At 65.7% G+C, this 24,525-nt stretch carries 20 protein-coding genes; 11 read left to right on the top strand and 9 right to left on the bottom strand.

The window, feature by feature from the left end:
- Positions 1-94: 94 nt before the first annotated feature.
- From J8I34_RS20725 to aceA, 4 genes are all read left to right on the top strand, one after another.
- Entirely contained in the window at positions 95-1,858 is a 1,764-nt protein-coding gene (locus J8I34_RS20725) for a thiamine pyrophosphate-binding protein (RefSeq protein WP_245176035.1), read from the top strand.
- A 48-nt stretch (positions 1,859-1,906) separates the two neighbouring features.
- Complete coding sequence (rraA, locus tag J8I34_RS20720) at positions 1,907-2,404, top strand: ribonuclease E activity regulator RraA (RefSeq protein WP_029048742.1); 498 nt, start codon at positions 1,907-1,909, stop codon at positions 2,402-2,404.
- Between the two features lie 2 nt (positions 2,405-2,406).
- Positions 2,407-2,823: a gamma-glutamylcyclotransferase family protein gene (locus J8I34_RS20715; protein WP_209772206.1), complete on the top strand. Its 417-nt coding sequence runs from the start codon at positions 2,407-2,409 to the stop codon at positions 2,821-2,823.
- 403 nt (positions 2,824-3,226) lie between these two features.
- On the top strand, positions 3,227-4,522 hold the full coding sequence (aceA, locus tag J8I34_RS20710) for an isocitrate lyase (RefSeq protein ID WP_029048744.1): 1,296 nt from the start codon (positions 3,227-3,229) through the stop codon (positions 4,520-4,522).
- 140 nt (positions 4,523-4,662) lie between these two features.
- On the opposite strand, the gene J8I34_RS20705 is transcribed toward aceA, so the two are convergent.
- Positions 4,663-5,001 (bottom strand): penicillin-binding protein, encoded by a 339-nt coding sequence (locus J8I34_RS20705; protein WP_209806859.1) that lies wholly within the window; start codon positions 4,999-5,001, stop codon positions 4,663-4,665.
- A gap of 287 nt (positions 5,002-5,288) precedes the next feature.
- Between J8I34_RS20705 and loiP the strand changes: the two genes are divergently transcribed.
- Positions 5,289-6,050, top strand: a complete 762-nt coding sequence (gene loiP, locus J8I34_RS20700; RefSeq protein WP_209806858.1) for a metalloprotease LoiP — start codon at positions 5,289-5,291, stop codon at positions 6,048-6,050.
- An 87-nt stretch (positions 6,051-6,137) separates the two neighbouring features.
- On the opposite strand, the gene J8I34_RS20695 is transcribed toward loiP, so the two are convergent.
- Together J8I34_RS20695 and J8I34_RS20690 are read right to left on the bottom strand one after the other, a co-directional pair.
- A complete protein-coding gene (locus tag J8I34_RS20695) occupies positions 6,138-6,572 on the bottom strand; it encodes a universal stress protein (RefSeq protein WP_012353026.1) in 435 nt (144 codons plus the stop codon).
- Between the two features lie 176 nt (positions 6,573-6,748).
- A complete protein-coding gene (locus J8I34_RS20690) occupies positions 6,749-7,699 on the bottom strand; it encodes a LysR family transcriptional regulator (RefSeq protein ID WP_209806857.1) in 951 nt (316 codons plus the stop codon).
- Between the two features lie 291 nt (positions 7,700-7,990).
- Between J8I34_RS20690 and J8I34_RS20685 the strand changes: the two genes are divergently transcribed.
- Together J8I34_RS20685 and aceB are read left to right on the top strand one after the other, a co-directional pair.
- Positions 7,991-8,692 carry a haloacid dehalogenase type II gene (locus tag J8I34_RS20685; RefSeq protein WP_029048443.1) on the top strand — a complete coding sequence of 234 codons (702 nt, stop codon included), beginning with the start codon at positions 7,991-7,993 and terminating at the stop codon, positions 8,690-8,692.
- Positions 8,693-8,742: 50 nt separating this feature from the next.
- Positions 8,743-10,329, top strand: a complete 1,587-nt coding sequence (aceB, locus tag J8I34_RS20680; protein ID WP_209806856.1) for a malate synthase A — start codon at positions 8,743-8,745, stop codon at positions 10,327-10,329.
- Positions 10,330-10,400: 71 nt separating this feature from the next.
- Here aceB and J8I34_RS20675 read toward each other — a convergent pair whose 3' ends face one another.
- The gene (locus J8I34_RS20675; protein ID WP_029048445.1) at positions 10,401-10,724 is read right to left on the bottom strand and encodes a hypothetical protein; all 324 of its coding nucleotides are present in this window, start codon (positions 10,722-10,724) and stop codon (positions 10,401-10,403) included.
- Positions 10,725-10,961: 237 nt separating this feature from the next.
- Between J8I34_RS20675 and J8I34_RS20670 the strand changes: the two genes are divergently transcribed.
- Positions 10,962-11,945 carry a Bug family tripartite tricarboxylate transporter substrate binding protein gene (locus J8I34_RS20670; protein ID WP_209806855.1) on the top strand — a complete coding sequence of 328 codons (984 nt, stop codon included), beginning with the start codon at positions 10,962-10,964 and terminating at the stop codon, positions 11,943-11,945.
- A gap of 121 nt (positions 11,946-12,066) precedes the next feature.
- Complete coding sequence (locus J8I34_RS20665) at positions 12,067-12,498, top strand: universal stress protein (protein WP_209806854.1); 432 nt, start codon at positions 12,067-12,069, stop codon at positions 12,496-12,498.
- A gap of 172 nt (positions 12,499-12,670) precedes the next feature.
- On the opposite strand, the gene J8I34_RS20660 is transcribed toward J8I34_RS20665, so the two are convergent.
- The 5 genes from J8I34_RS20660 to J8I34_RS20640 all read right to left on the bottom strand — a co-directional run bounded on the left by J8I34_RS20660 (position 12,671) and on the right by J8I34_RS20640 (position 19,840).
- The gene (locus J8I34_RS20660; RefSeq protein WP_209772270.1) at positions 12,671-14,437 is read right to left on the bottom strand and encodes an ABC transporter ATP-binding protein/permease; all 1,767 of its coding nucleotides are present in this window, start codon (positions 14,435-14,437) and stop codon (positions 12,671-12,673) included.
- A gap of 477 nt (positions 14,438-14,914) precedes the next feature.
- Positions 14,915-15,877, bottom strand: a complete 963-nt coding sequence (locus J8I34_RS20655; protein ID WP_371748111.1) for a Bug family tripartite tricarboxylate transporter substrate binding protein — start codon at positions 15,875-15,877, stop codon at positions 14,915-14,917.
- 311 nt (positions 15,878-16,188) lie between these two features.
- Entirely contained in the window at positions 16,189-17,007 is an 819-nt protein-coding gene (locus tag J8I34_RS20650) for a DUF5995 family protein (protein ID WP_051320549.1), read from the bottom strand.
- Entirely contained in the window at positions 17,004-18,863 is a 1,860-nt protein-coding gene (locus J8I34_RS20645; protein ID WP_209772276.1) for a vWA domain-containing protein, read from the bottom strand. Before J8I34_RS20645 ends, J8I34_RS20650 begins: the two co-directional genes overlap by 4 nt.
- Positions 18,864-19,114: 251 nt before the next feature.
- Positions 19,115-19,840 carry a GntR family transcriptional regulator gene (locus J8I34_RS20640; protein WP_209772278.1) on the bottom strand — a complete coding sequence of 242 codons (726 nt, stop codon included), beginning with the start codon at positions 19,838-19,840 and terminating at the stop codon, positions 19,115-19,117.
- A 165-nt stretch (positions 19,841-20,005) separates the two neighbouring features.
- On the opposite strand from J8I34_RS20640, the gene J8I34_RS20635 reads away from it, so the two are divergent.
- Together J8I34_RS20635 and J8I34_RS20630 are read left to right on the top strand one after the other, a co-directional pair.
- The gene (locus tag J8I34_RS20635) at positions 20,006-21,226 is read left to right on the top strand and encodes a pyridoxal-phosphate-dependent aminotransferase family protein (RefSeq protein WP_029048453.1); all 1,221 of its coding nucleotides are present in this window, start codon (positions 20,006-20,008) and stop codon (positions 21,224-21,226) included.
- 175 nt (positions 21,227-21,401) lie between these two features.
- Positions 21,402-24,434 (top strand): FAD-binding and (Fe-S)-binding domain-containing protein, encoded by a 3,033-nt coding sequence (locus tag J8I34_RS20630; protein ID WP_029048454.1) that lies wholly within the window; start codon positions 21,402-21,404, stop codon positions 24,432-24,434.
- Positions 24,435-24,525 lie beyond the last annotated feature (91 nt).

Raw genomic sequence — 24,525 nt, 5'->3', positions numbered from 1 at the left:
CCCGGCCGGCGCCGTCGCCGGCCGGCATTGCCTGCCTTCTTCGCTTGCCTTCTGTGCGTCCCGCCTTGTTCCAGCCTGCCTCGAGGATGTTTCCATGACTGCCACGCCCGGCCATTCGAACCCCGACACTCCCCATTCGCACGAAGCCAGCGGCGCGCCGCTGCCGGATGGCCCGCTGTTGGGTGGCCACATCCTGGTCGACGCGCTGCTGGCGCATGGCGCCGAGCTTGCCTTCGGCGTGCCGGGCGAAAGCTACCTGGCGGTACTCGACGGCTTCCATCGCCGCCGCGACCGGTTGCGCTTTATCGTCTGCCGCCAGGAAGGCGGCGCCGCGGTCATGGCCGAAGCCTACGGCAAGCTGACCGGCCGCCCCGGGCTGGCTTTCTGCACGCGCGGCCCAGGTGCCACCAATGCCAGCATCGGCGTGCATACCGCGTTCCAGGACTCGACGCCGATGATCCTGTTCATCGGCCAGGTTGGCACTGATTTCATGGACCGCGAAGCCTTCCAGGAAATCGACTATCGCCGCATGTTCGGCCAGATGGCGAAGTGGGTGGCGCAGATCGACCGGGTCGAGCGCATCCCGGAATACATAGCGCGCGCCTACCAGACCGCCACCTCGGGCCGGCCCGGCCCGGTGGTGCTGGCGCTGCCGGAGGACATGCTGGCGCAGACGGCCGTGGTGCCGCAGCTGCGTGGCTACGAGCGCGTGTTGAGCTGGCCGGGCGAACCCGGGATGACGCGCCTTCGGCAAATGCTGGAAGCCGCCGAGCGGCCCTTCGTGCTGGCCGGCGGCAGCGGCTGGACGCCCCAGGCCTGCGCCGACCTGCAGGCCTTTGCCGAACGCTTCGCGCTGCCGGTCGGCTGCGCCTTCCGCGGGCAGGACCTCTTCGACAACCGCCATCCCAACTATGCCGGCGATGTCGGCATCGGCATCAACCCGGCGCTGGCTGAGCGTATCCGGCAGTCCGACCTGGTGCTGGCCGTCGGCCCGCGCCTGGGCGAGATGACCACCGGCGGCTACGCGCTGATCGCCGCGCCGCGGCCCGCGCAAACGCTTGTGCACGTGCACGCCGGTGCCGAGGAACTGGGCAGCGTCTATCAGGCCGACCTGATGATCCACGCCTCGATGCCAGCCATCGCCGCGCGCCTTGCCGCCCTGGAACCCGCCGGGGCGCCGCGTTGGCAGACCTGGACCGAGGCGGCCCATGCCGATTACGAAAGCTACCTGCGGCCGCCGGCCTATACAGGGCAGGGCGTCGACATGGCCGAGGTCATCCGCGCGCTCGACCAGATGCTGCCGGACGACGCGGTGGTCACCAACGGTGCCGGCAACTACGCCGGCTGGCTGCACCGCTATTTCCACTATCGCCCTTTCCGCAACGGTGGCCGCGGCCAGCTGGCGCCGACCAGTGGCGCGATGGGGTACGGCGTGCCGGCCGCGGTCGGCGCCAAGATCGCCTTTCCGCAGCGCACGGTGGTGGCGCTGGCCGGCGATGGCTGCTTCCTGATGAATGGCCAGGAACTTGCTACCGCCATGCAGTACCAGGCGCCGGTGGTGTTCATCGTCGTCAATAACGGCATGTATGGGACCATCCGGATGCACCAGGAACGCGAATACCCGACCCATGTATCGGGCACCGAGCTGCACAACCCGGACTTTGCCGCGCTGGCGCGCGCCTATGGCGCGCGCGGCGAGACCGTGACCACCACCGAGGCCTTCGCCCCCGCGCTGCGCGCCGCGCTGGAAGCGCCGGTGTCGACGCTGATCGAGATCCGCGTCGATCCGGACGTGATCACGCCGCGCACCACGCTCAGCGCGATCCGCGCGCAGGCGCTGGCAGGCCGGCAGCATTGAACGCGGCGCGGCCGCTACGGATTCTTACCATCCATCAGGAGACCATTGATGAAGCCTGTCACCACCGACCTGTGCGACGCCCATGAAGACCGCCTCGCCGCCGGCACCCTGCGCGTGATGGCGCCGGTTTTCCGCGCCTGGGGCAAGCAGGGCGCCTTTGCCGGTCCGGCCGCGACGCTGAAGGTATTCGAAGACAATTCGCTGGTGCGCACCGTGCTGGAAGCGCCGGGCCAGGGTCGCGTATTGGTGATCGACGGCGGCGGCTCGCTGCGCTGCGCGCTGGTGGGCGGCAACCTCGGCCTGCTGGCCGAGAAGAACGGCTGGGCCGGCATCGTCGTCAACGGCTGCGTGCGCGACAGCGCCGAGCTGGACGTGTGCGACATCGGTATCCGCGCACTCGCCGCGCATCCGCAAAAGAGCCAGAAGCGCAACGTCGGCGAAAGCGAGGTCACGGTGCAGATGCCCGGTGCGGTCGTGCGTCCGGGCAACTGGATCTATGTCGATGCCGACGGCGTGCTGGTCTCGGACGAACGGCTGGAGGGCTGAGCATGCCGCGCGTCTTCGTCTACGGCACGCTGCGCGCCGGCGAGGTCAACGACCTGAACGCGGCCGCGCAGCGGCACGGCATTGTCGCGCCGACGCTGCTGGGCTCGGCCACGGTGGCGGGCCGGCTCTATGACTTCGGGACTTACCCCGGGCTGGTGCTGGATGCGGCAGCCGGGCCGGTTGTCGGGGATATCTATGACATCCCCGATGCGCTGCTGCCGGTGCTGGACGAGATCGAAGAGGTGTATCCGGGGCAGGCCACGCTGTTCGTGCGCGAGGAATGCGAGGTGCACCAGGATGGCAAGTCCGTCGCCTGCCTGCTATATCCGGTGGCTGAAGCCGCCGTGGCCACCTTGCCGCACATCGGCAGCGGCGACTGGGTGGCCTATCGCCGGGCGCGCGACCCTGCTGGCGCCTGACGGCGGTTCCGGCAAAGACATTCAGACAACGGCGCCCTTGGGCGCCTTTTCTTTTGCTCGCACGGTAACCAACGCGCGGATACATGCCATCCTCGCGATTTTTCACGATGTGGAAAGGTGTTGCGGACCGCAAGAATACATGGTTTGCAGAGCACAACCTCATTTCTCATGATGAAAGATTGTGTCCCGTATCGTGAAATAAATTTTGTAAGTAACTGAATTTATTGAATAAAAAAACTAAGCGCCAACTTCAGTTCAGGGTTGTTGCGACGCGGGAGTTTTCCCTACACTCTTATATAAGACACATGACGTGAGACGCAAAAAACGCCCCCAACAGGCGGCGCCCCAAGGCAGGTGATCAAGAGATTCTCAGCCATTCCCAAACATCTTCAGGAGAGTGTCCATGAACCGCCAAGAACAGATCCAGGCCCTGCAAAAAGACTGGGATACCAATCCCCGCTGGAAGGGTGTCAAGCGCAACTTCACCGCCGAAGACGTGGTGCGCCTGCGTGGTTCGGTCCAGGTCGAGCACACTCTTGCCCGTCGCGGCTCCGAAAAGCTGTGGAACCTGCTGCACACCGAGCCGTTCGTCAACTCGCTGGGCGCGCTGACCGGCAACCAGGCCATGCAGCAAGTGAAGGCCGGCCTGAAGGCCATCTACCTGTCGGGCTGGCAAGTCGCCGGCGACGCCAACCTGGCCGGCGAAATGTACCCCGACCAGTCGCTGTACCCGGCCAACTCGGTGCCGCAAGTCGTCAAGCGCATCAACAACACCTTCCAGCGCGCCGACCAGATCCAGTGGAGCGAAGGCAAGGGCGACACCGACTTCTTCGCCCCGATCGTGGCTGACGCGGAAGCCGGCTTCGGCGGCGTGCTGAACGCGTTCGAGCTGATGAAGGCCATGATCGAAGCGGGTGCCGCCGGCGTTCACTTCGAAGACCAGCTGGCTTCGGTCAAGAAGTGCGGCCACATGGGCGGCAAGGTGCTGGTGCCGACCCGCGAAGCCGTCGCGAAGCTGACCGCCGCCCGCCTGGCCGCCGACGTCTCGGGCGTGCCGACCCTGGTGATCGCCCGTACCGACGCCGAGGCCGCAGACCTGCTGACTTCTGACGTGGACGACAACGACAAGCCGTTCTGCACCGGCGAGCGCACCGTGGAAGGCTTCTACCGCGTCCGCAACGGCCTGGAGCAGTCGATCGCGCGCGCCCTGGCCTACGCCGAAGTGGCTGACCTGGTGTGGTGCGAAACCGGCAAGCCGGACCTCGAGTTCGCCAAGAAGTTTGCCGAAGGCGTGCACGCCAAGTTCCCGGGCAAGATGCTCGCCTACAACTGCTCGCCGTCGTTCAACTGGAAGAAGAACCTCGACGACGCCACCATCGCCAAGTTCCAGAGGGAACTGGGCGCCATGGGCTACAAGTTCCAGTTCATCACGCTGGCCGGCTTCCATTCGCTGAATTACTCGATGTTCAACCTGGCCTACGGCTACGCCCGCAACCAGATGAGCGCATTCGTGGAGCTGCAGGAAGCCGAGTTCAAGGCAGCCGAGAAGGGCTTCACCGCAGTCAAGCACCAGCGCGAAGTCGGCACCGGCTACTTCGACGCCGTGACCCAGACCATCGAAGGCGGCCAGTCGTCGACGACCGCCCTGAAGGGTTCGACCGAAGACGAGCAGTTCTTCGAAGACAAGAAAGTGGCCTGACTCTCCTGGTCACCCCCGCCGGCTAGTGGGTCCGGCGGATCGGGGGGCGTGCGACCATCACGCCCTCCCATTTAGGCGACGCGCCGTTCTCTCTCAGGGACGGCGCGCTTTTTTTTGCTGGACGCCGCCGCAGGCGTGCTTTAGCGCCCCATGCGGTGGTTGTAGCTGCTCGATATGCGCGCCATCAACGCCGGATCGTTTACGCCCGTGCTGTCAAATGTCACACGCACGTGGCCATCTGCCAACTGGTCTACGCCAGCAATCACCGAGCTGCTTTCCAGGTTGCCGACCACTATGCCGCTGACCGGATCCTCGACGCTGATCGCCAGTCCCTGGTCGCGCATTGCGCCTGCTGCTGCGGTGAAGGTGCGATCGAAGCTGGCCGGTGTCATGACCGTAAAGGCCCCTGTTCCGTCCGGAGTCAGGGTACATGCCGAAAGCGCCAGGATGCCGCAGCTTGCTAGTAGTGAAAGTCGCATGATGATGCCACCTTCCGTCAGCCCCGGCCTAAAACGAACGCGTTGCGACTGTTTGCGAGTTTTCCACTCGCTGATCGCCCTGCCACAAGATTAGGCGACATTGGCGAAGATTCCATGCAGAGTCAGTGGATGCGCCGCAGAGCGTCCGGGCAAGCAGCAAGTGCGAAATGCAACAAATTGTCATATCTGACGACTTATTGCATTTGGGTGATGCAGGCAGCAAGTGGATGCCATAAAGTGCCCCGGCCTTTGTCGGCACTTTCCGGGCCTCTATCAACAACAACATCATGAAAGCATCATTCTCTCTCGCTACCTGCGCCATCGCGGCCGCACTGCTGGCCGGCTGCTCCGCTGGCATGCCCACCAACATCGACGGCATGGTGTCCGCCGGCTCCTCGCTGGCCAAGGCCGCGACGCTGAGCGACGCGGACGTCAAGAGCCTGTCCGACCAGGCCTGCGCCGAATCGGACAAGACCAACAAGATCGCCGGCGCCAATACCACCTACGGCAAGCGCCTGGCCAAGATCATGAGCGGCCTGAATGGCAGCAACGTGCCCAACGTCAACGCCAAGGTGTACCTGACCAGGGACGTCAACGCCTGGGCCATGGCCAATGGCTGCGTGCGCGTCTACAGCGGCCTGATGGACATGATGACCGACGATGAAGTGCGTGGCGTGCTCGGCCATGAACTGGGCCATGTGGCACTGGGCCACACCAGGAAGGCCATGCAGGTCGCCTACACCGCGACCGCCGCGCGTGGCGCTGCCGTGTCGGCAGGCAACGGCGCGGTGGCCGCGCTGTCGTCGTCGCAGCTGGGCGAGCTGGGTGAGAAGCTGATCAACGCGCAGTTCTCGCAGTCGCAGGAAAGCGCCGCCGATGACTACTCCTTCGACCTGCTGACCAGGAACAAGGCCAGCACGCGCGGCCTGGTGACGGCGTTCCAGAAGCTGGCCAAGCTCGATGGCGGCAAGTCGAGCATGTTCTCGTCGCACCCGGGTTCGGATGACCGCGCCAGACATATCGAGGAGCGGATCCGCAAGGCTTCGTAATCTCGTAAGCCACTGGCAGCAGGCATGACAACGCCCGCACCGGAGAGCCCGGTGCGGGCGTTGTGCTTTCTGCGCAGCGGGTCGGGGTCAGCGATACACGATCACCGGGATATCGGTATGGGTCAGCACCTTCTGCGTTTCACTGCCGAGCAGCAGGCCGGACAGCCCGCGCCGGCCATGCGACGCCATGAAGATCACGTCGCAGCCATGGCGCTCGGCCGCGTCGATGATGCCGAGGTAGGGCACGGCGAAGGTCGACATGTCCGCGTCAAAGGTGACGCCGGCCGCGGTTGCCAGGTTCTCGACTTCCTTCAGGTAGAGCTTGGCCTGGTTCTCGATGCGGTCCTTGAAGGCCTGCGGCGCCTCGACCACGATTTCGCTGAACGGGGTGTAGGGATACTCCTCCAGGCAGACATAGGCCGTGACGCGCGCGCCGATGGCCTTGGCGAGTTCCAGCCCGCCGTTGATGGCTTTCTTGGAGAGTTCCGAGCCGTCGGTGGGTAGCAGGATGTGTTGGAACATGCGGGGCTCCTTTTTTGACCAGGGATGGGGGCAGGGCTGCCGCCCGGCGCCGGTGGGGCGATGCCGGGGCGGAGGAAAGCGCCTGTCTGAATCCATTGTAGTCAGGGTGCCGAGTACGGCATTGTGCTAAATCAATTGCAACAAAAGCGTCACACCCCGGAGTCTTGCGCTGGCCGTCAGCTTGCCAGCGCTGCTGCCGCCGGCACGGATGCCGCCTGCTCCGCCCGGCGCCAGTAGGCCGGGTTGCCGTAAGTGTTCTTCAGGTGGTCGATAAACAGCCGCACCCGCAGCGGCAGGTGCTTGCGCTGCGGGAACACCGCATGGATGCCGATCGGCGGCGCCTGGAAGTCGTCCAGCACCGTGACCAGCCGGCCGCTGGCGATTTCGTTGCCGACTTCCCACCACGAGCGCCACGCCAGGCCGTTGCCCTGCAGGCACCACTCGTGCAGCACCGCGCCGTCGGTGCATTCCATGGTGCCGCCGACCTTGACGGTCACCGAGCGGCCGTCTTGCGTGAATACCCAGCCGCGCTGCACGTTGGCGCTGGCGCCAAAGGCCAGGCAGTTATGCCGCTGCAGGTCGTCCGGCGTGTCGGGGCGGCCGGCGCGGGCCAGGTAGTCGGGCGAGGCCACTACCACGCGCCGGGTCTCGGCCAGCCGGATCGAGACCAGGCTGGAGTCGGGCAGGTCGCCCAGCCGGATCGCGCAGTCGAAGCCTTCATTGACCAGGTCGACCACGCGGTCGGACAGGTCCAGCGTGATCGATACGTCCGGGTGGGATTCGATGAACAGCGGTACCAGGGGCGCCACGTGCTTGCGGCCGTAGCCGGCCGGCGCGGTCACGCGCAGATGGCCGCTGGCCTTGACGCCGCCGGCCGAGACACTGGCCTCGGCATTGTGCAAATCGTTCAGGATGCGCTGGCAGTCCTCCAGGAAGGCCGAACCTTCGAAGGTCAGGCTGATCTTGCGCGTGGTACGTACCAGCAACTTCACGCCCAGCCGCTCTTCCAGCGCATCGATGCGACGCCCGATGATGGCCGGCGCCACGCCTTCCGCCGCCGCCGCCGCCGACAGGCTGCCGCGCGAGGCGACGGATACAAAAGTCTCCAGCTGTTTGAAATGGTCCACAAATGTTCGCCGAGTAGTGCCCGAGTAGTACCCACCCGCGCCTTTTGTGCCGGTTCGGTCACGCACGATGCGTTCCAGCGTGCTGCCGGCGGCAAATGCGCAAGGTTTTAGTGCGGAGTATCGTTTTAGTCAGCCAAGATTAGTGGCCGAAAAGTAAAAGATCAAGTGACCCGGGGCACCTTTGCCGCAGTGCAGCGTCTTTCTACAATGCGATGCATTCATCGGTGTACACGGCTACGCAGTTGTGGTCCGGCACCGACACACCTTGCACACACAGGTTGCCAGCGCCCCATGAACAAGATCCGCGCAGTCGTCTTCGATGCCTATGGCACGCTGTTCGACGTGTATTCCGTCACCGCGCGCGCGGAACAGCTGTTCCCGGGCCGCGGCGAGGCGCTGGCGCTGCTGTGGCGCGATCGCCAGATCGACTACACGCGCATCCGCACCATGGCCGCGCACGACGGCGCGCACTACAAGCCGTTCTGGGCCATCACCGTGGACGCGCTGCGCTACGCCGCCGAGCGCCTGGGCCTGCCGCTGGACGAGGCCACCGAAGCCCAGCTGCTCAAGGAATACGCCTGCCTGTCGGCATTCCCGGAAAACCTGGGCGCGCTCAAGCGCCTGCGCAAGGCGGGACTGCCGCTGGGCATCCTGTCCAACGGCAATGCCGAGATGCTCGATATCTCGGTCAAGAGCGCCGGCATGCACGGCCTGTTCGACCATGTGCTGTCGGTCGATGCGGTGCGCCAGTACAAGACCGCGCCCGCTGCCTATGCACTGGGGCCGCTGGCGTTCGGGCTGGACGCGCAGGAGATGCTGTTCGTCTCGTCCAACGGCTGGGACGCCTGCGGCGCCACCTGGTTTGGCTACACCACCTTCTGGATCAACCGTGCCGGCCACCCGGCGGAGCGGCTCGACGTAGCCCCCTCCGGTACCGGGCACGACATGAACGACCTGCTCGAATTCGTCCGCGCCCATGGCGTGGCGGTATAGCAGGGCGCCCCAATCACCAAGCTATCGCTATCGTTTACAGGAGAACACTGATGGCTATCACGCTGCCCGCGGGCATGAAGATTACCGGCGAAATCCTGCCGGCCTACGAAGATATCCTCACGCCGGAAGCCCTGGCCCTGGTAGACAAGCTGCACCGCGCCTTCGAGCCGCGCCGTCAGGAACTGCTGGCCGCGCGCGTCGAGCGCGCCAAGCGCCTGGACGCCGGCGAAGTCCCCGATTTCCTGCCGGAAACCAGGAGCATCCGCGAAGGCGACTGGAAGGTTGCACCGGTGCCCAAGGCGCTGGAATGCCGCCGCGTGGAAATCACCGGCCCGGTCGAAGCCAAGATGGTGATCAACGCCTTCAACTCGGGCGCTGACAGCTACATGACCGACTTCGAGGATTCCAACACCCCCAACTGGCACAACCAGCTGCAGGGCCAGGTCAACCTGAAGGCTGCCGTGCGCCGCACGCTGACCCTGGAATCGAAGGGCAAGCAATACAAGCTGAACGACAAGATCGCCACGCTGCAGGTGCGTCCGCGCGGCTGGCACCTGGACGAAAAGCACGTCACCATCGACGGCAAGCGCGTCTCGGGCGGCATCTTCGACTTCGCGCTGTTCCTGTTCCACAACGCCAAGGAACAGATCGCCCGCGGCGCCGGCCCGTTCTTCTACCTGCCCAAGATGGAAAGCCATCTGGAAGCGCGCCTGTGGAACGACATCTTCGTGATGGCGCAGAACGAAATCGGCCTGCCGCAAGGCACCATCAAGGCCACCGTGCTGATCGAGACCATCCTCGCCGCGTTCGAGATGGAAGAGATCCTGTATGAGCTGCGCGAGCACAGCGCCGGCCTGAACGCCGGCCGCTGGGACTACATCTTCTCGTGCATCAAGAAGTTCAAGAACGACAAGGACTTCTGCCTGGCCGACCGCGCCAAGGTCACGATGACCGCGCCGTTCATGCGCGCCTACGCGCTGCTGCTGCTCAAGACCTGCCACTCGCGCGGCGCCCCCGCCATCGGCGGCATGAGCGCGCTGATCCCGATCAAGAACGATCCGGAGAAGAACGCCATCGCCATGGAAGGCATCATCAGCGACAAGCGCCGCGATGCCACCGACGGCTACGACGGCGGCTGGGTGGCGCACCCGGGCCTGGTCGAGCCGGCCATGAAGGAATTCGTGGCAGTGCTGGGCGACAAGCCGAACCAGTTCGAAAAGCAACGTCCGGACGTGCAAGTGAAGGGCGCCGACCTGCTCGACTTCAAGCCGGAAACGCCGATCACCGAGCACGGCCTGCGCATGAACATCAACGTCGGCATCCACTACCTGGGCGCCTGGCTGGCCGGCAACGGCTGCGTGCCGATCCACAACCTGATGGAAGACGCCGCCACCGCCGAGATCTCGCGCTCGCAGGTGTGGCAGTGGATCCGTTCGCCGAAGGGCAAGCTGGAAGACGGCACCAAGGTCACGGCCGAGCTGGTGCGCAAGCTGATCCCGGAAGAGCTCGCCAAGGTGAAGGAACTGGTCGGTGGCGACACCAAGACCTATGACCGCGCTGCCGAGATCTTCGAGCAGATGTCGACGTCGGAGGATTTCGCCGAGTTCCTGACGCTGCCGCTGTACGAAGAGGTCTGAGCGGGCCGCACTGCTCCGGCATGAACAAGAACCGCAGCCTGATGGCTGCGGTTTTTGTTTTCTGCCTTGCTTCACAGCGGCCCGGGCAGCGTCTTCAGCCCGATCCAGAGCACCATGATGATGACGTTGACCGGCACGCTGAGCGCGCCCGGCACGTAGAACAGCGCCGACAGCACCGGCGCGCACAGCACGCCTTCCACCACGCTGCCGACGGCATAGAAGAAGACCCCGCACCACAGCCAGCGCCGCATATATGTCGGCAGCCAGTGCGCACGCGCCTTGTTGAAATGCCAGGCGTGGGCCCGTTCGGCGTGGCTTCCCCGGCTGGCGTCGCGGAACAGCCAGTTGAAGAAAAAGTAGCGGTACAGCAGGGTGCGGAAGGCCAGCTCTTGCATGATCACTCCTATCGCCGTGCCAAGCCGGTGGTGTGCAATGTTCATACCAGCGCATGCAGGGACGACGGCGGCTTATATCAGCAGCGTAGCAAGAAGTCGCGCGGACAGCCCAGCCGCCGGGAGCAATCCGGATCCGCGCCATGCTGGAAAACCCCGCATGTCCTGCGCAGCAACACTCCCTAATATGAAGTACCCGCCGCCAGCGCGGCCGACAACATCAAAGCGGAGACTTCAGATATGGACCGTCGACAGTTCCTGGGCACCGCAGTCCTTGCCGCAAGCGCCGGCGTGGCGCCGTTTGCCATGGCGCAGCAGTGGCCGTCGCGGCCGATCCGGCTGGTGGTGGCTTATCCGCCCGGCGGCGGTACGGACGTGGTGGCGCGGCTGTTTGCCGACTATCTTGGCCGCGTGACGGGCCAGTCGGTGGTGGTGGAGAACAAGCCGGGTGGCGCCACCATTCCCGCCACGCAGGACGTGATCCGCGCCAGGAACGACGGCCAGACGCTGCTGGTGACGCTAGGTTCGTCCGCCACCTCGGGCGCGCATATCAACCGCGTGCCCTATGACCCGCTGACCGACCTCACCGCGCTGGCCGAACTCGGCCGTGCCCCGGTGCTGCTCGCCGCCAACAAGGACGCCCCGTATTCCACGCTGAAGGAACTGATCGCCTATTCCAAGGCCAACCCGGGCAAGCCGATCCATTCCGCCTCATACGGCCCGGGCACGTCGTCGCACTTTGGCCCGCTGCTGTTCAACCGGCTGGCAGGCACCAACCTGGAGCCGGTGCTGTACAAGGGCTCGGCGCCGGCCACGCAGGACCTAGTGGGCGGCGTGGTGCCGCTGATGATCGACGGCCTGACCACCGGCGTGCCGCTCTACCAGGCCGGCAAGACCAAGGTGCTGGCGACCACCATGCCGGAACGCTCAGAGATGGCGCCCGGCGCGCCGACGTTCCGTGAGCTGGGTTTCCAGGAGATGGAGCAACTTAGCGGCTATTTCGCCCTGTTTGGACCGAAGGGCATGCCGAAGGCAACGGTTGATGCCGTCTCCGAGGCCGTGCGCAAGGTGCTGGCCGACCCGGCGTACCAGAAACGGCTGGCCGGCATCGGCGTGCTGCCGGCGCAGGCGGTCACGCCGGAAGCGTTTTCCGCACAGATCCGGACCGATCATGCGCGTTGGGGACAGTTCATCAAGGACATCGGGTTCAAGATCGAGAATTGAGTCCGCCAGTTCGCCTGAACTCAAAGACGGGCTCCGCCGCGGGGCGATTTATTGTCCATACTGAACCTTGCCGCGGCACCTTGCCACGGCAACAAAGAATCAGCAGCCTATGGAGGGAATCGTGTTCAAGCACATCTTGCTGGCCACTGATGGCTCGGAGCTTTCCAAGGTCGCCATGGCGGCGGCGATCAATTTCGTCAAGGCGGGCGGTGCGAAGCTGACGGCGTATACGTGCATGGAGGAGTATCCCTACCTGTCCTCAGGGGATGCCGGCCATCCGCGGCGAAAGGCGTATGAGGAACATGAGGCCGAGCGGGCCAGCGCGCTGCTGGCCGAGGTTGTCGCCGCGGCCACCGAGGCGGGCGTGACCTGCCAGACCGACATGAGCACGTCGGTGCCATACAAGGGCATCATCGATGCCGCCGCCAAGCACGGCTGTGACGTGATTTTCATGGCATCGCACGGGCGGCGCGGGCTGGAAGGGCTGCTGGTCGGCAGCGAAACACAAAAGGTACTCACGCACTGCAGGATTCCCGTGCTCGTCTACCGCTGAGCTTGCGCAATCCGCCGGTCAGGATTCCTTCGACAGTTGCGCGATGCGCTTCCAGTGCGCGTCCTCGTTCGGCAACTGGCCGGGGAACTGGCGGCGGTCGGCGATATCGACGTACACCGACTGGTTCGCGAGCCGGCGCTTGCCGGAATGCGAACACGCGCGCGCCGTGCCCTCAGAAACGGTAGCCCCGGCTCGGATTGACTTTCCAGCCGCCGGTGCCATCGAGTTCCAGCACCTGGTGGTGGTACTTGAGCAGTGACGGACGGTGGCTGACGCTGACCAGCGTTGCGTCCATGCCGGCCAGCAGCCGGTACATGCCTTCCTCGTTGGCGATATCGAGCGCGCTGGTGGCCTCGTCGAGCATCACATAGCGGGGCCGCGACAGCAGCACGCGCCCGATCGTCAGCCGCTGCTGCTCGCCCAGCGACAGCACCTTGCCCCAGTCCACTTCGGTGTCGAGGCCGCCGAAGCGGTCGACGATGCTGCCAAGGTTTACCAGCTCCAACAGCCGGATCAGCTCGTCGTCGGCGATGTGCTGCCCGATGTGGTTGGGGTAGAGCAGCTGGCCGCGCAGGCTGCCGACCACCATGTATGGGTGCTGCGGCAGGAACAGCATGTCCTGCGGACGTGGGCGCATGATGCAGCCGCTGCCGCTGGTCCATAGTCCGGCAATGGCGCGCATCAGCGAGCTCTTGCCGCCGCCGCTGGCGCCGACGATCAGCAGCCCTTCGCCGGGATCGGCCGACACCGTCAGGTCGCGCACCAGCGTGCGTTCCAGGTTCGGCGTGCGCAGCGTCACGTGCAGCAGCGACAGGCGCGAGTCCTGCACCGCCTCGATCGTCGGCGCCGGCTCGGCCGGTTTGCCAGGTTTGGCCGGCGAGTCGGCCAGTGTGCTGGCGAAGGTATCCAGCCGGTCCAGGCCGGCGACAAAGCGGGCCAGCTCTTCGAAGTTGTCGACGATAACCGTCAGGGCATTCAGCACCGCGGCGAACGCCCCCGCGGCCTGGATCGCGCGCCCGACCTCCATCTCCCCGGACAGCACATGCGAGGCGACGATGGCGCTGGGCAGCAGGATGGTCAGGAAGCCGTAGCCGTACTGGAATGTGTTCAGGCTCAGCTGCCACTTGATGAGCTTGTCGAAGTTGCGGAAGGCTTGCTCGAAGCGGCCGCTGATATGCGACGATTCCAGCGCCTCGCCACGGTAGAAGGCGATCGACTCGGCATTCTCCCGCACCCGGATCAGGCTGAAGCGGAAGTCCGCCTCGCGCTTGAGCTGGAAGAAGTTCAACCCGATCAGCACGCGCCCGAAGAAGTACATCGAGACGAAGCTCCCGGCGATGGCATAGACCACCAGGAAGTAGACCAGCATCTGGGAAATCGACCACAGCACGGCGCTGAAGGCAATCAGCTGCAGCAGCGCGCCGATGCCGATCGACAGGAAATACAGCGATTGCTTGGTGAAGGTGTTGATGTCTTCGCTGATGCGCTGGTCCGGATTGTCGATCGCCGCGTTGGCGTTGAGCTTGTAATAGGTCCGGTCCTTGAAGTACCCGTCGAGGTAATGGCGGGTGAGCCATCGTCGCCACAGCAGGCCCAGCTTGTTGCGCAGGTAGTAGTAGGAGGAATAGACGGGAACGGCGCCGAGCAGGATGTATAGGCACTTCTGGATCGAGCCCCAGAAGCGGTCGGCATCTTGCGCCGCCAGGGCCGAAGTGAATTCGCCGGTCTGTTCGTTGATCCACACTTCGGCCTGCGTCTGGCCGAGCAGCAGCAGGATCAGCAGGAGCAGCAGGCCGGACGCCTTCCATCGCTCACGCGAAAACCAGTAGGGGCGGGCAATGGCCCAGTAACGGGTCCACACGTGGCGCGTGGGGGCGCCCGGACGTTTCTTGCGGGTTGAAGTGGTGCCGGCAACCCTTGGCTCGGGCACGACGCTCATCTGACTCTCCAGCGCAGACGGATTCCCCGCCGCCACGCACATTCGTCGTGCTGCCACGAAGCGGACCAGCAGGAGAAATCTCTGGATGAAATATAGGCCAGCAAAATCCACGCCTGGCCAGAATTCATCCACGCGGCGCTCGTTTTTTTCGCGCCGGCGCGCGGTGTGCAGTGTTGGCGGCAACGTCAAACGAGCTCGGAGCCAGCAGGTGACCGAGCCGCTGCAAGCGAACCCTGCAAGCCTTTCCCAGCGTATCTGCAGTTTCCGCTTCGATGCGTCCCTTTCTGCTATGGATTCGGGTTCGAGTGAACGCCGTGTAGCGTGCGCCCGGCCCTGAACGACACGTCGTCGCTGACGGGCGGGCCGGGATGACGCGCGCTCCACCCGTCAGCCAATGTGGGTGACCTCGGGGCGATGTGCAGGTGCGGCTGCGGTCTTGAGGCAGGGCTTGCTCGCCTTAAGGCCGCAGCGCCTGTCTCAGTCGAGGGTAATCTTTCGGGTAATCTTTCCCGCCTTGACGATCTGGCCATAGCGAGCGATGTCGCGCTCGATCACCTTGCGGAATTCCTCCGACGAACCGCTTGCCGGCACGAAGCCAAGGTCGGTCAGCTTCTTTGCCACGTCGGGACTGCGCGTTGCCGCCGCGATTTCCCTGGCCATGCGGTCAACCACGGGCGCGGGCGTGCCGGCAGGTGCCAGCAGGCCGGTCCAGGAGCTCATCACGAAGCCCGGGAAGCCCGATTCTTCCATGGTCGGGATATTCGGTTCGCCCGGCCAGCGCTTGGCCGAGGCGACGGCCAGCACATTGATCTTGCCCGACTTCACGTGCGGCATCGGCACCAGCAGGGGATCGAATGCCACCGACACCTCGCCGGAAACAAGCGCCGGCAGGATCGGTGCGCTGCCGTTATACGGCACATGGGTCATCTTGACCTTCGATTCCATGGCAAACCGCTCGCCCGTCAGGTGCGCCGAGCTACCCACGCCGCTTGAGCCGAATGTCAGCGTATTGGGATGCTTCTTGCCATAGTCGACCAGTTCGGCAACGGTCTTCGCGGGCACCTTCTTGCTCGCGAACAGGAACAGCGGCAGCTCCGCCATCTCGGCCACCGGCACGAGGTCCGAAGGCTTGTAGCTCAGCTTGGAATACAGCGACATGTTGGCGCTGTAGGCCGCGAGCACCGAGACAAAGGTATAGCCGTCCGGCGCCGAGCGCGCGGCAACGCCAACGCCAAGCGTACTGTTAGCGCCCGGCTTGTTCTCGATGATGATGGGCTGGCCGAGGCTTTGCGATACCTTCTCGAACACGACCCGGGATACCGTGTCGGTGGACCCGCCGGGGGTATAGGGAACGATGACCTTGATCGGCCGGGTCGGCCAGGCGTCGGCCGCAAATGCCGCATGGCCGATAACGGCACTCGTGATGGCGAGCGTCACCAGACGGACGCTGCGCGCCGCGCGATTCGAAATGCTCAACTACGTCTCCTGCTTTGGCAATATTTCTTCCTGCCATTGGGGCAGGGGTTCCAGCGGTGAATCCGCCGATCGATTATGCCGGAGCGGCCGCAGCCGGTACTTGCCATGAGGCTGCAGCGGATCGCATTCCGTGAAGTCAGTGTGCGATAAGCGGTCGAGGCGCAGGAGGGCGCCACGCCGCACGGCGTTGCCTGCACCGAGCTGTACCGCTTGCTTCCGGCCGCGCATCCGGCTGCGCTTCCGGCCGCGCTTCCGGCTGCGCTTCCCGCGCGGCACTAAACCACCGATGGGCCCACGACCTTCGCCTCGACCACAGCGCCGGCGCGGGCCACCTCCTGGTCCAGCAAGTCGATGATGCCGGCGACGCCGCGCAACTCGCCCATCCGCACGCCTGCCAGCGCGAGCGCCAGCGGCATCGCGGGTGCGGCGATGTGTTGTCCAATTGCCGCCACGTGGCGGTCCTGCCGTTCGATCAGCCCGCTTTCGCCGCCGCTGCTGGCGCGCAATGCCTGGCCAAAACCCCATGCCGCGGAACGCGTCTGCACGAGCGCCGCGCCGATCAGCATTTCGTCCAGGCGGCCGGCCACCCGGTCCGCCAGCCGCAGCAGCGGCCAGACGGCGGCGAGCCGGTCCTGTACCTCGTCGACCATCAGCAGCAGGAGATCATTCACGCGATCGAAATCCGTCCGGGGCAGCGGGTACTCGTCCAGCGTGCGGGCCGCGGCGATTCCCAGGTCCAGGTTGATATGCGCATTGATGCCGAGCAGCAGATGCTGCGATACCGTGGGCCTCCAGCGCCCTGCGGCATCGAAGGCAACCTGCCATGCACGGGTCACCGGTGCTGCGCCAAGGTGTGCCGCCAGCGCTTCGAAGTACCGGCCGGCGAACAGCACCACCAGGCGCTCGGCCGCCTCGGGCTGCTCGAAGGCCCCGGCCGCGAGAGCACTGCGGGCGCGCAGCGTGACGCCGCGGTAGAGCGCGGCAAAATAGCCGAGCCGGCTTGCATGCTGGCGCGCCCAGGCCAGGATCGCATCGAAGCGCGCGAGGACCGCTGCGCCGTCGGGCGGCGGCACCGGGTCGAGCAGGACGCTCATTCGCCTATCGTGACGTGTTCGATCCCGCCATGGTCGTCGAGCGCAATCGAGACCGGCAGGTTATCGTCGCGCGCCTTCTCCAGCAGGCGCCTCAGGCGCTCGTCGTGGCGCTTCACGGGAACCTCGCGCTGCTCGTCCAGCACTGCGGCGAGCAGCCGCCCGCGGGCATCGAAGCGCAGGGCCGTGACGAAGCCCGTCAGCAGGCGGTGGCCGCCTCCCGGCTGCTTTTCCACCACGATCCCGCCCAGCGTTTCCGCGTCGGGCTGGAAGGTCAGCACCTCGCGCGCACCGGGGAAGGCGTCGTTGGCAACGGAGATTTCCGCAACGGCTTCGAGCGGGCTCAGCACCGTGAAGCGCACGACTTCGATGCCCGCCCCGAAGGCGATCTGGGTTGCGGCACAGAAGGCCGCATCGTGGATCGTTACCGCTACCCTGTAGCGGCGGCCCGGCCAGAAGCGGGCGGGCTCGACCGTGAGGCGCGGGTCGCGCGGGCGTCCGACCTGCACCGAGGTGAACTCCATGCGCGCGACCTTGTGCTTGCCTTCCAGCAGTCCCTTCAGCTCGACGCGCAGGGGCGCGATGCCGGGCTGCGGGAAATCCGCCTTGGCAGCGAGCGCGCCGTCCTGCTGCGGTTGCATGGGCCAGGTGCGGCCGGTGAAGTCGCTCAGCACCGCTTCAAACTTTCCGGCGGCCGGCTTGCCCCGGAACATCGGCGTCGCGGTGACGACGCTGGTGTCCTGCGGATCGAGCTGAAAGGGATCGACGCGCAGCAGGATATCGAACTCCGGGCTGACCGAGCGCGCCATCAGGTTCATGCGCAGCGGCCGGAACTGCGGATCGCCGGCAACGCGCACACGCCAGGTACCGGATTCGGGGGACGGAACGTGCAGCGCGGTCATCCATCCCACACCGATCTCGAAGGCACCGTTGATTCCGTGGCGAAACGACGTGCCGGACGGCGAGGTGGCTTCGATCGAAGGGCGGCCGGGGTGATGCCACGTCAGCCCCAGCAGCAGTTCCTGCGAGATGTCGTCGACATCGACTTCGAACTGCGCCTCGTTGATGCGGTGTCGCGACCTTTCGCCATTGTCCGCCGCGGCCAGGGTCGGCAGGCTGAACTGCTCCCACAGCAGCCTGGAGGCAGGCCACGCCAGCGGCCGCAACGGCAGGATGCCGTTGTTGTTGACGACCTTCATCGAGTTCGTCATCAGCGCTGCCGAGGTATCCGCCGCATACGACGGCGTGGTGCTGATCGTCTTTACGGTGCTGCCGAAGGGCTCGGCTTCCCCCACCAGGTCCGTCAGCGTCGCGTTGAGCAGATCCGAGCCGATTCCCTGCGCATTGAGCGCGATGCCATTGCCTGCCAGCAGCACGGCAAAGTCGATGCCCTGTTCGAATTCATAGCCGCTCTTGGTCAGCAGGCCGTCATGCTGGATCGTCTGGTTGCCGTCGGTGAACAGCACGATCTTCTTCTTGTACACCGCGGGGAACAGCGGTGGAGGATTGGCGACCATGAAGTCGGCCACGGTCCGCACCGCATGGAAAATATCTGTCATGCTGCCGACCGCGCCCTGCACCGAAGGCTGGTCTTCGATGGCGCTGACCACGTTCTTCCAGATCGTAGTGTCGCCCACCGGAAAATTTCCCTGGCCGATCAGTCCCTTGGTCTGCGTGGCGAAGTACCAGAACGAAACCGCCCAGGTTTCGTTGGACGACGAGGTCTTGTTCTCGATCTCATCGATGATGTACTGCACCGATTCCGAGGCCTCGACGATCTTGTCCTTGGAGGAGCCGTTGCCAGCGCTGTGGAACATCGAGCCCGAGGCATCGATCAGGATAGCGAGTTGCTTGGCCATGCCGGTGCTCCTGTTCGGACGGATAGCGCTTGCGCGACGGACAGGGGCATGCGTTCGGACCCCGGTTAGCAGTTAGTTATAGTGCGTCGGGCGTGACCGGGAGGCCGGCTGTTGCTTTTCTGTCTATCCCCCTGGCGCAAGTGAAGATCGTGCAGATCTCATTTGCAGCGAATTTGCGCGAGTCATTCTGCGCGAGTCATTCGCGGCGCAATGTCACGCTCGCACTTCACTCTCAGTTCGCCGCGAGGGTCTCACGCATTCTGCACAGGCTGGGCCTGCACCGGATCCGCATGAATCTGCATCACGACCTCTCGCTTCTCCAGCAAGTGGTGCCGCAGGATGCTGGCCAGCTTCTTGCCATCGCGCGCCTCGAGCGCGCCGATCATGCCTTCGTGCTCGTCGACGGCACGGTCCCACTTTTCCGACTGGAAGTTGGAGCGGAAGCGCAGCGCCTGGATGCGCCGGTTCAGCGCGAGGTAGGTCTGGCTTAGCGCCGAGTTGCGCGCGGCGGCCACGATCAGGTTGTGGATCTCCTGGTTGCGGGCGTAATAGCCGGGCAGGTCCTTCTGCACGCGGCAGGCCAGCATCGAGTAGTGCAGCGCCTTGATCTCGGCGAACTCCGCCGGCGTCATGCGCTCGCACGCCAGTTCGCCGGCGAAGGCCTCCAGGCCGCTCAGCAGCTCGAACATTTCCCACACTTCGGTCTCGCTCATGCGGGACACACTCGCGCCGCGGTTCGGCCAGATGTCGATCAGGCCTTCCGCCGCCAGTACCTTGAGCGCCTCGCGCAGCGGCGTGCGCGAGATGCCGAGCGTCTCGCACAGCTCGCGCTCGTTCAGCTTCATGCCCGGCGACAGCACGCCTTCCACGATGAACCGGCGCAGGTGCTCGACCACGACGTCGTGCAGGCGCTTGCGCTCCAGCCTGGGCATGAGCGGGTCGGATGGTCTGTTTTCGGCGTCGAGGGGATTTTGCATTCAATTTTTCCATCTTTCGGAAGCTGGCTCAATTGTATCTCAAGGCCAGAATGCTCAGCCAGCATAAGGGTTAACGCGGCGAAACTTCGGCTTGAGGTACTCCGGGTGCCGGTGCTACAGTAAATTGAATTCAAAATTCAAAATTCAACCCGGAGACGCCATCCCATGATCCACCTCGATTTCCATCCGGCTGGCCGCCACTTCCTGCAGATTCCTGGCCCGAGCCCGGTGCCCGATCGCATCCTGCGCGCCATGAGCTACCCGACCATCGACCACCGCGGTCCCGAGTTCGGCGCGCTGGGGCGGAAGGTGCTGGCCGATATCAAGAAGGTCTTCAAGACCGAGCACCCGGTGATCATTTACCCCGCGTCGGGTACCGGCGCCTGGGAGGCCGCGCTGGCCAACACGCTGAGCCCGGGCGACCGTGTGCTGATGTTCGAGACTGGCCACTTCGCCACGTTGTGGAAGAAGATGGCCGAAGCGCTGGGGCTGAAGCCCGAGTTCCTGGGCCTGCCGGGCCTCGAGGGTTGGCGCCGCGGCGTGCAGGCCGACATGATCGAGGCGCGGCTGCGTGAGGACGCGGCGCACGGGATCAAGGCGGTTTGCGTGGTGCATAACGAGACGTCGACGGGCGTGACCTCGAACATCGCCGCGGTGCGCAAGGCAATCGATGCCGCCGGCCATCCGGCCTTGCTGCTGGTGGACACGATCTCGGGCCTGGCCTCGGCCGACTACCGGCATGACGAATGGGGCGTCGATGTCACGGTGTCGGGTTCGCAGAAAGGCCTGATGCTGCCGCCCGGCATCAGCTTCAACGCGCTCTCGCCGAAGGCGATCGCGGCCGGCCGGAGCGCGAGGCTGCCGCGCGCGTTCTGGGACTGGACCGAAATCATCGAAGCCAACAAGAACGGCTACTGGCCGTATACCCCGAACACCAACCTGCTCTACGGCCTGTCCGAGGCGCTCGACATGATCCTGGGCGAGGGGCTGGACAATGTCTTCGCCCGCCACCAGCGCCTGGCGGAAGCCACGCGCCGCGCCGTGCGCGCATGGGGCCTGGAGATCCAGTGCGCCGACCCGGCCGTGTACAGCCCCGTGCTGACCGGCGTGATGATGCCGGAGGGCGTGGACGCCGATGCCGTGCGCAAGCTCATCTATGAGCGCTTCGACATGTCGCTGGGCCAGGCGCTCGGCAAGATGCGCGGCCGCATGTTCCGCATCGGCCATCTGGGCGACTGCAACGACCTGACGCTGATGGCAACGCTGGCCGGCTGCGAGATGGGGCTGAAGCTGGCAGGCGTTCCTGTCGCAGCGAGCGGTGTGGCGGCGGCCATGGATTACCTGGCGTCGCACGCCGATATGCCAATGCTGAAGGCGGCTGCCTGAACACAGCCGCACAGGCCGGCGCCGGGAGAGGCCGGGCCGGCCTGAACAGCGCCATATCCACGCACCACAAGCCCATGCCATCACGTGGGGTGATCGGCAGGGGCGCCTGTTGCCTGCGGATTCACGCAGGCATCCACCGACGTTCGCCCAGCCTGGCACAAGCCGGCTGTTTGCCATGAATACCTTTACTTCGTCCACGCTGGTCAAGCCGATCCACCTGGTGTCGTCACAGCACCGCGCCGTGTCGCCGCTGTCCGCGCTGCTGCGCAAGGAACTGCGCGGCGACGTGCTGTTCGACCGCGCCGGCCGCGGGCGCTATGCCACCGATGCGTCGATCTACCAGATCATGCCGATCGGGGTGGTCGTGCCGCGCGACCAGGCCGACCTGCTGCGCGCGCTCGACATCGCCCGCGACCAGCGGGTGCCGGTGCTGGCGCGTGGCGCGGGAACCAGCCAGTGCGGGCAGACCGTGGGCGAGGCGCTGGTGATCGACAACAGCAAGTGGCTCAACAACGTGGTGGCGTTCGACGCGGCGGCGCGCACGGTGACGGTGGAGCCGGGCATCGTGCTCGACCACCTCAATGCCTGGCTCAGGCCGCACGGCCTCTGGTTCCCGGTGGACGTGTCGACCGGCGCGCAATGCACCATCGGCGGCATGGCCGGCAACAACTCGTGCGGGTCGCGCTCGATTGCCTACGGCAACATGGTGCATAACGTGCTGGCTATCGATGCCGTGCTGGCCGACGGCAGCCAATGCCATTTCGGCTCGCTGGCCAAGCCGGTGGCGGCGGGGCGCGCCGAAGGCATCCTGCGCGGGCTGGAGCGCATTGCCACGCGCGAGCGCGGCGAGATCGCCGAGCGTATGCCCAAGGTGCTGCGCCGCGTGGCCGGCTACAACATCGATCTGTTCGACTGCCAGAACCCGATGGCCTATACCGACGATGGCCATGCCAACCTGGCGCACATCCTGGTGGGGTCCGAGGGCACGCTGGCCTGCAGCAGGCAGGTCACGCTCAAGCTGTCGCCGCTGCCGGCGCACAAGGTGCTGGGCGTGGTGAACTTCCCCACGTTCTACCAGGCCATGGACATGACGCAGCATATCGTCAGGCTGCGCCCGGTCGCGGTGGAACTGGTCGACCGGACCATGATCGACCTGTCGATGGAGAACCCGGCCTTCCGCCCGGTGGTCGAGCGCGCGCTGAGCGGTGACCCGCAGGCCATCCTGCTGGTCGAGTTCGCCGGCGAGGACCGCCAGGCGCTGCTGGCGCAGCTGGAACAGCTGGCCGAACTGATGGGCGACCTGGGCCTGCCGGGTTCGGTGGTGAGAATGCCCGACGAGAAGGCGCAGAAGGCGCTCTGGGATGTGCGCAAGGCCGGGCTCAACATCATGATGAGCATGAAGGGCGATGGCAAGCCGGTCTCCTTCATCGAGGACTGCGCCGTCCCGCTGGAACACCTGGCCGAGTACACGCGCCGGCTGACCGAGGTCTTCCACAAGCACGAGACCGAGGGCACCTGGTATGCCCATGCCAGTGTCGGCACGCTGCATGTTCGCCCGATCCTGGACATGCGCCGCGACGGCGCGGTGCGCATGCGCGAGATTGCCGAGGAAGCGGCCGAGCTGGTGCGCGAATACAAGGGCGCCTATTCCGGCGAGCACGGCGACGGGCTGTGCCGCGGCGAATGGGTGGCATGGCAGTACGGCCCGCGCATCAATGCCGCGTTCAGCGAGATCAAGGCGCTGTTCGACCCCGACAACCGCTTCAATCCCGACAAGATCGTGCGGCCGCCCAGGATGGACGCGCGCGAGAACTTCCGCTTTGCGCCCGGCTACGCGGCACTGCCGCTGACGCCCGCGCTGGACTGGTCGGCCTGGAACGTCCGCCGCGACCCGATGACCGGCGCGGAAACCGCGCCCGGCACCGGCGCCGATACGGCCACGCACGGACTGGCCTCGGCGGTGGAGATGTGCAACAACAACGGCCACTGCCGCAAGTTCGACGCCGGCACCATGTGCCCCAGCTATCGCGTGACCAAGGACGAGCAGCACGTCACGCGCGGCCGCGCCAATACCCTGCGGCTGGCCGTGTCCGGCCAGCTCGGCAGCGAAGGGCTGGCCAGCCCCGAGGTGAAGGAGGTGCTGGACCTGTGCGTGTCGTGCAAGGGCTGCAAGCGTGACTGCCCGACCGGCGTCGACATGGCCAGGCTGAAGATCGAGGCGCGCCATGCATGGGCCACGCGGCACGGCACCAGCCTGCGCGAGCGCCTGGTTGCGTACATGCCGCGCTATGCGCCGGTGGCGAGCCGGCTGTCGGGACTGCTGGCGCTGGCGGACAGCATCCCGCTGGTCTCGGGCTGGGTCAAGCGCGCGCTCGGGTTTGCGCCGGAACGGTCGCTGCCCCGCTTCCGCAAGCCCTTCCTGACAGCGGGCATGGACGCCGGCAAGCCCGCGGGCACCCGCGAGGTGCTGCTGTTCGTCGACACGTTCAGCAACTACATGGAACCCGAGAACGCCCGCGCCGCGCGGGCGGTGCTGGAGGCGGCGGGCTATACGGTGCATTTCAACACCCGCGCGGGCGAGCGTCCGCTGTGCTGCGGCCGGACCTTCCTGGCCGCGGGGCTGGTCGACCAGGCAAAGGAAGAGGCCCGGCGCATGCTGGACGCGTTCCGTCCCTATGTGGCGCGCGGCGTGCCGGTGGTGGGGCTGGAGCCGTCCTGCCTGCTGTCGCTGCGCGACGAATTCCTCGGCTACGGCTATGGCGACGAGGCCCGGCAGCTGGCCAGCCTGTCATTCCTGTTCGAGGAATTCCTGGTCCGCGAGCAGCGCGCGGGCCGGCTGGAACTGCCGTTGCAGCCCCTGCCGGCATCGGAAGCGGTGGTGCACGGACACTGCCACCAGAAGGCCTTCGATGCCTTTACGCCGGTACAGGCCGTGCTCGCCTGGATCCCCGGGCTGAAGGTCGCGCCGGTGGAATCGTCGTGCTGCGGCATGGCCGGCAGCTTCGGCTACGAAGCCGAGCACTTCGCGGCGTCGAAGGCCATGGCCGAGCTGTCGCTGCTGCCCGCGGTGCGCAAGCGCGCCGCCGATGCCATCGTGGTTGCCGACGGCACCAGCTGCCGGCACCAGATCCTGGACGGCGCCGATGCGCAGGCCCTTCATGTGGCGCGCGTGCTGGAAATGGCGCTGGCAGGAGGCCGCGGCGGCTGAGGCAGCAGGCGCATCGCAGGCACGGACAACAAAGTCAAGCCGCAACCAAAGCGGATCAGAGTACCAACCAGAGTACCAACCAGAGTACCAA

The organism is Cupriavidus phytohabitans (genome assembly GCF_017815025.1).
Classification (GTDB): Bacteria; Pseudomonadota; Gammaproteobacteria; order Burkholderiales; family Burkholderiaceae; genus Cupriavidus.
This window is presented reverse-complemented; position numbering and strand designations above follow the sequence as displayed.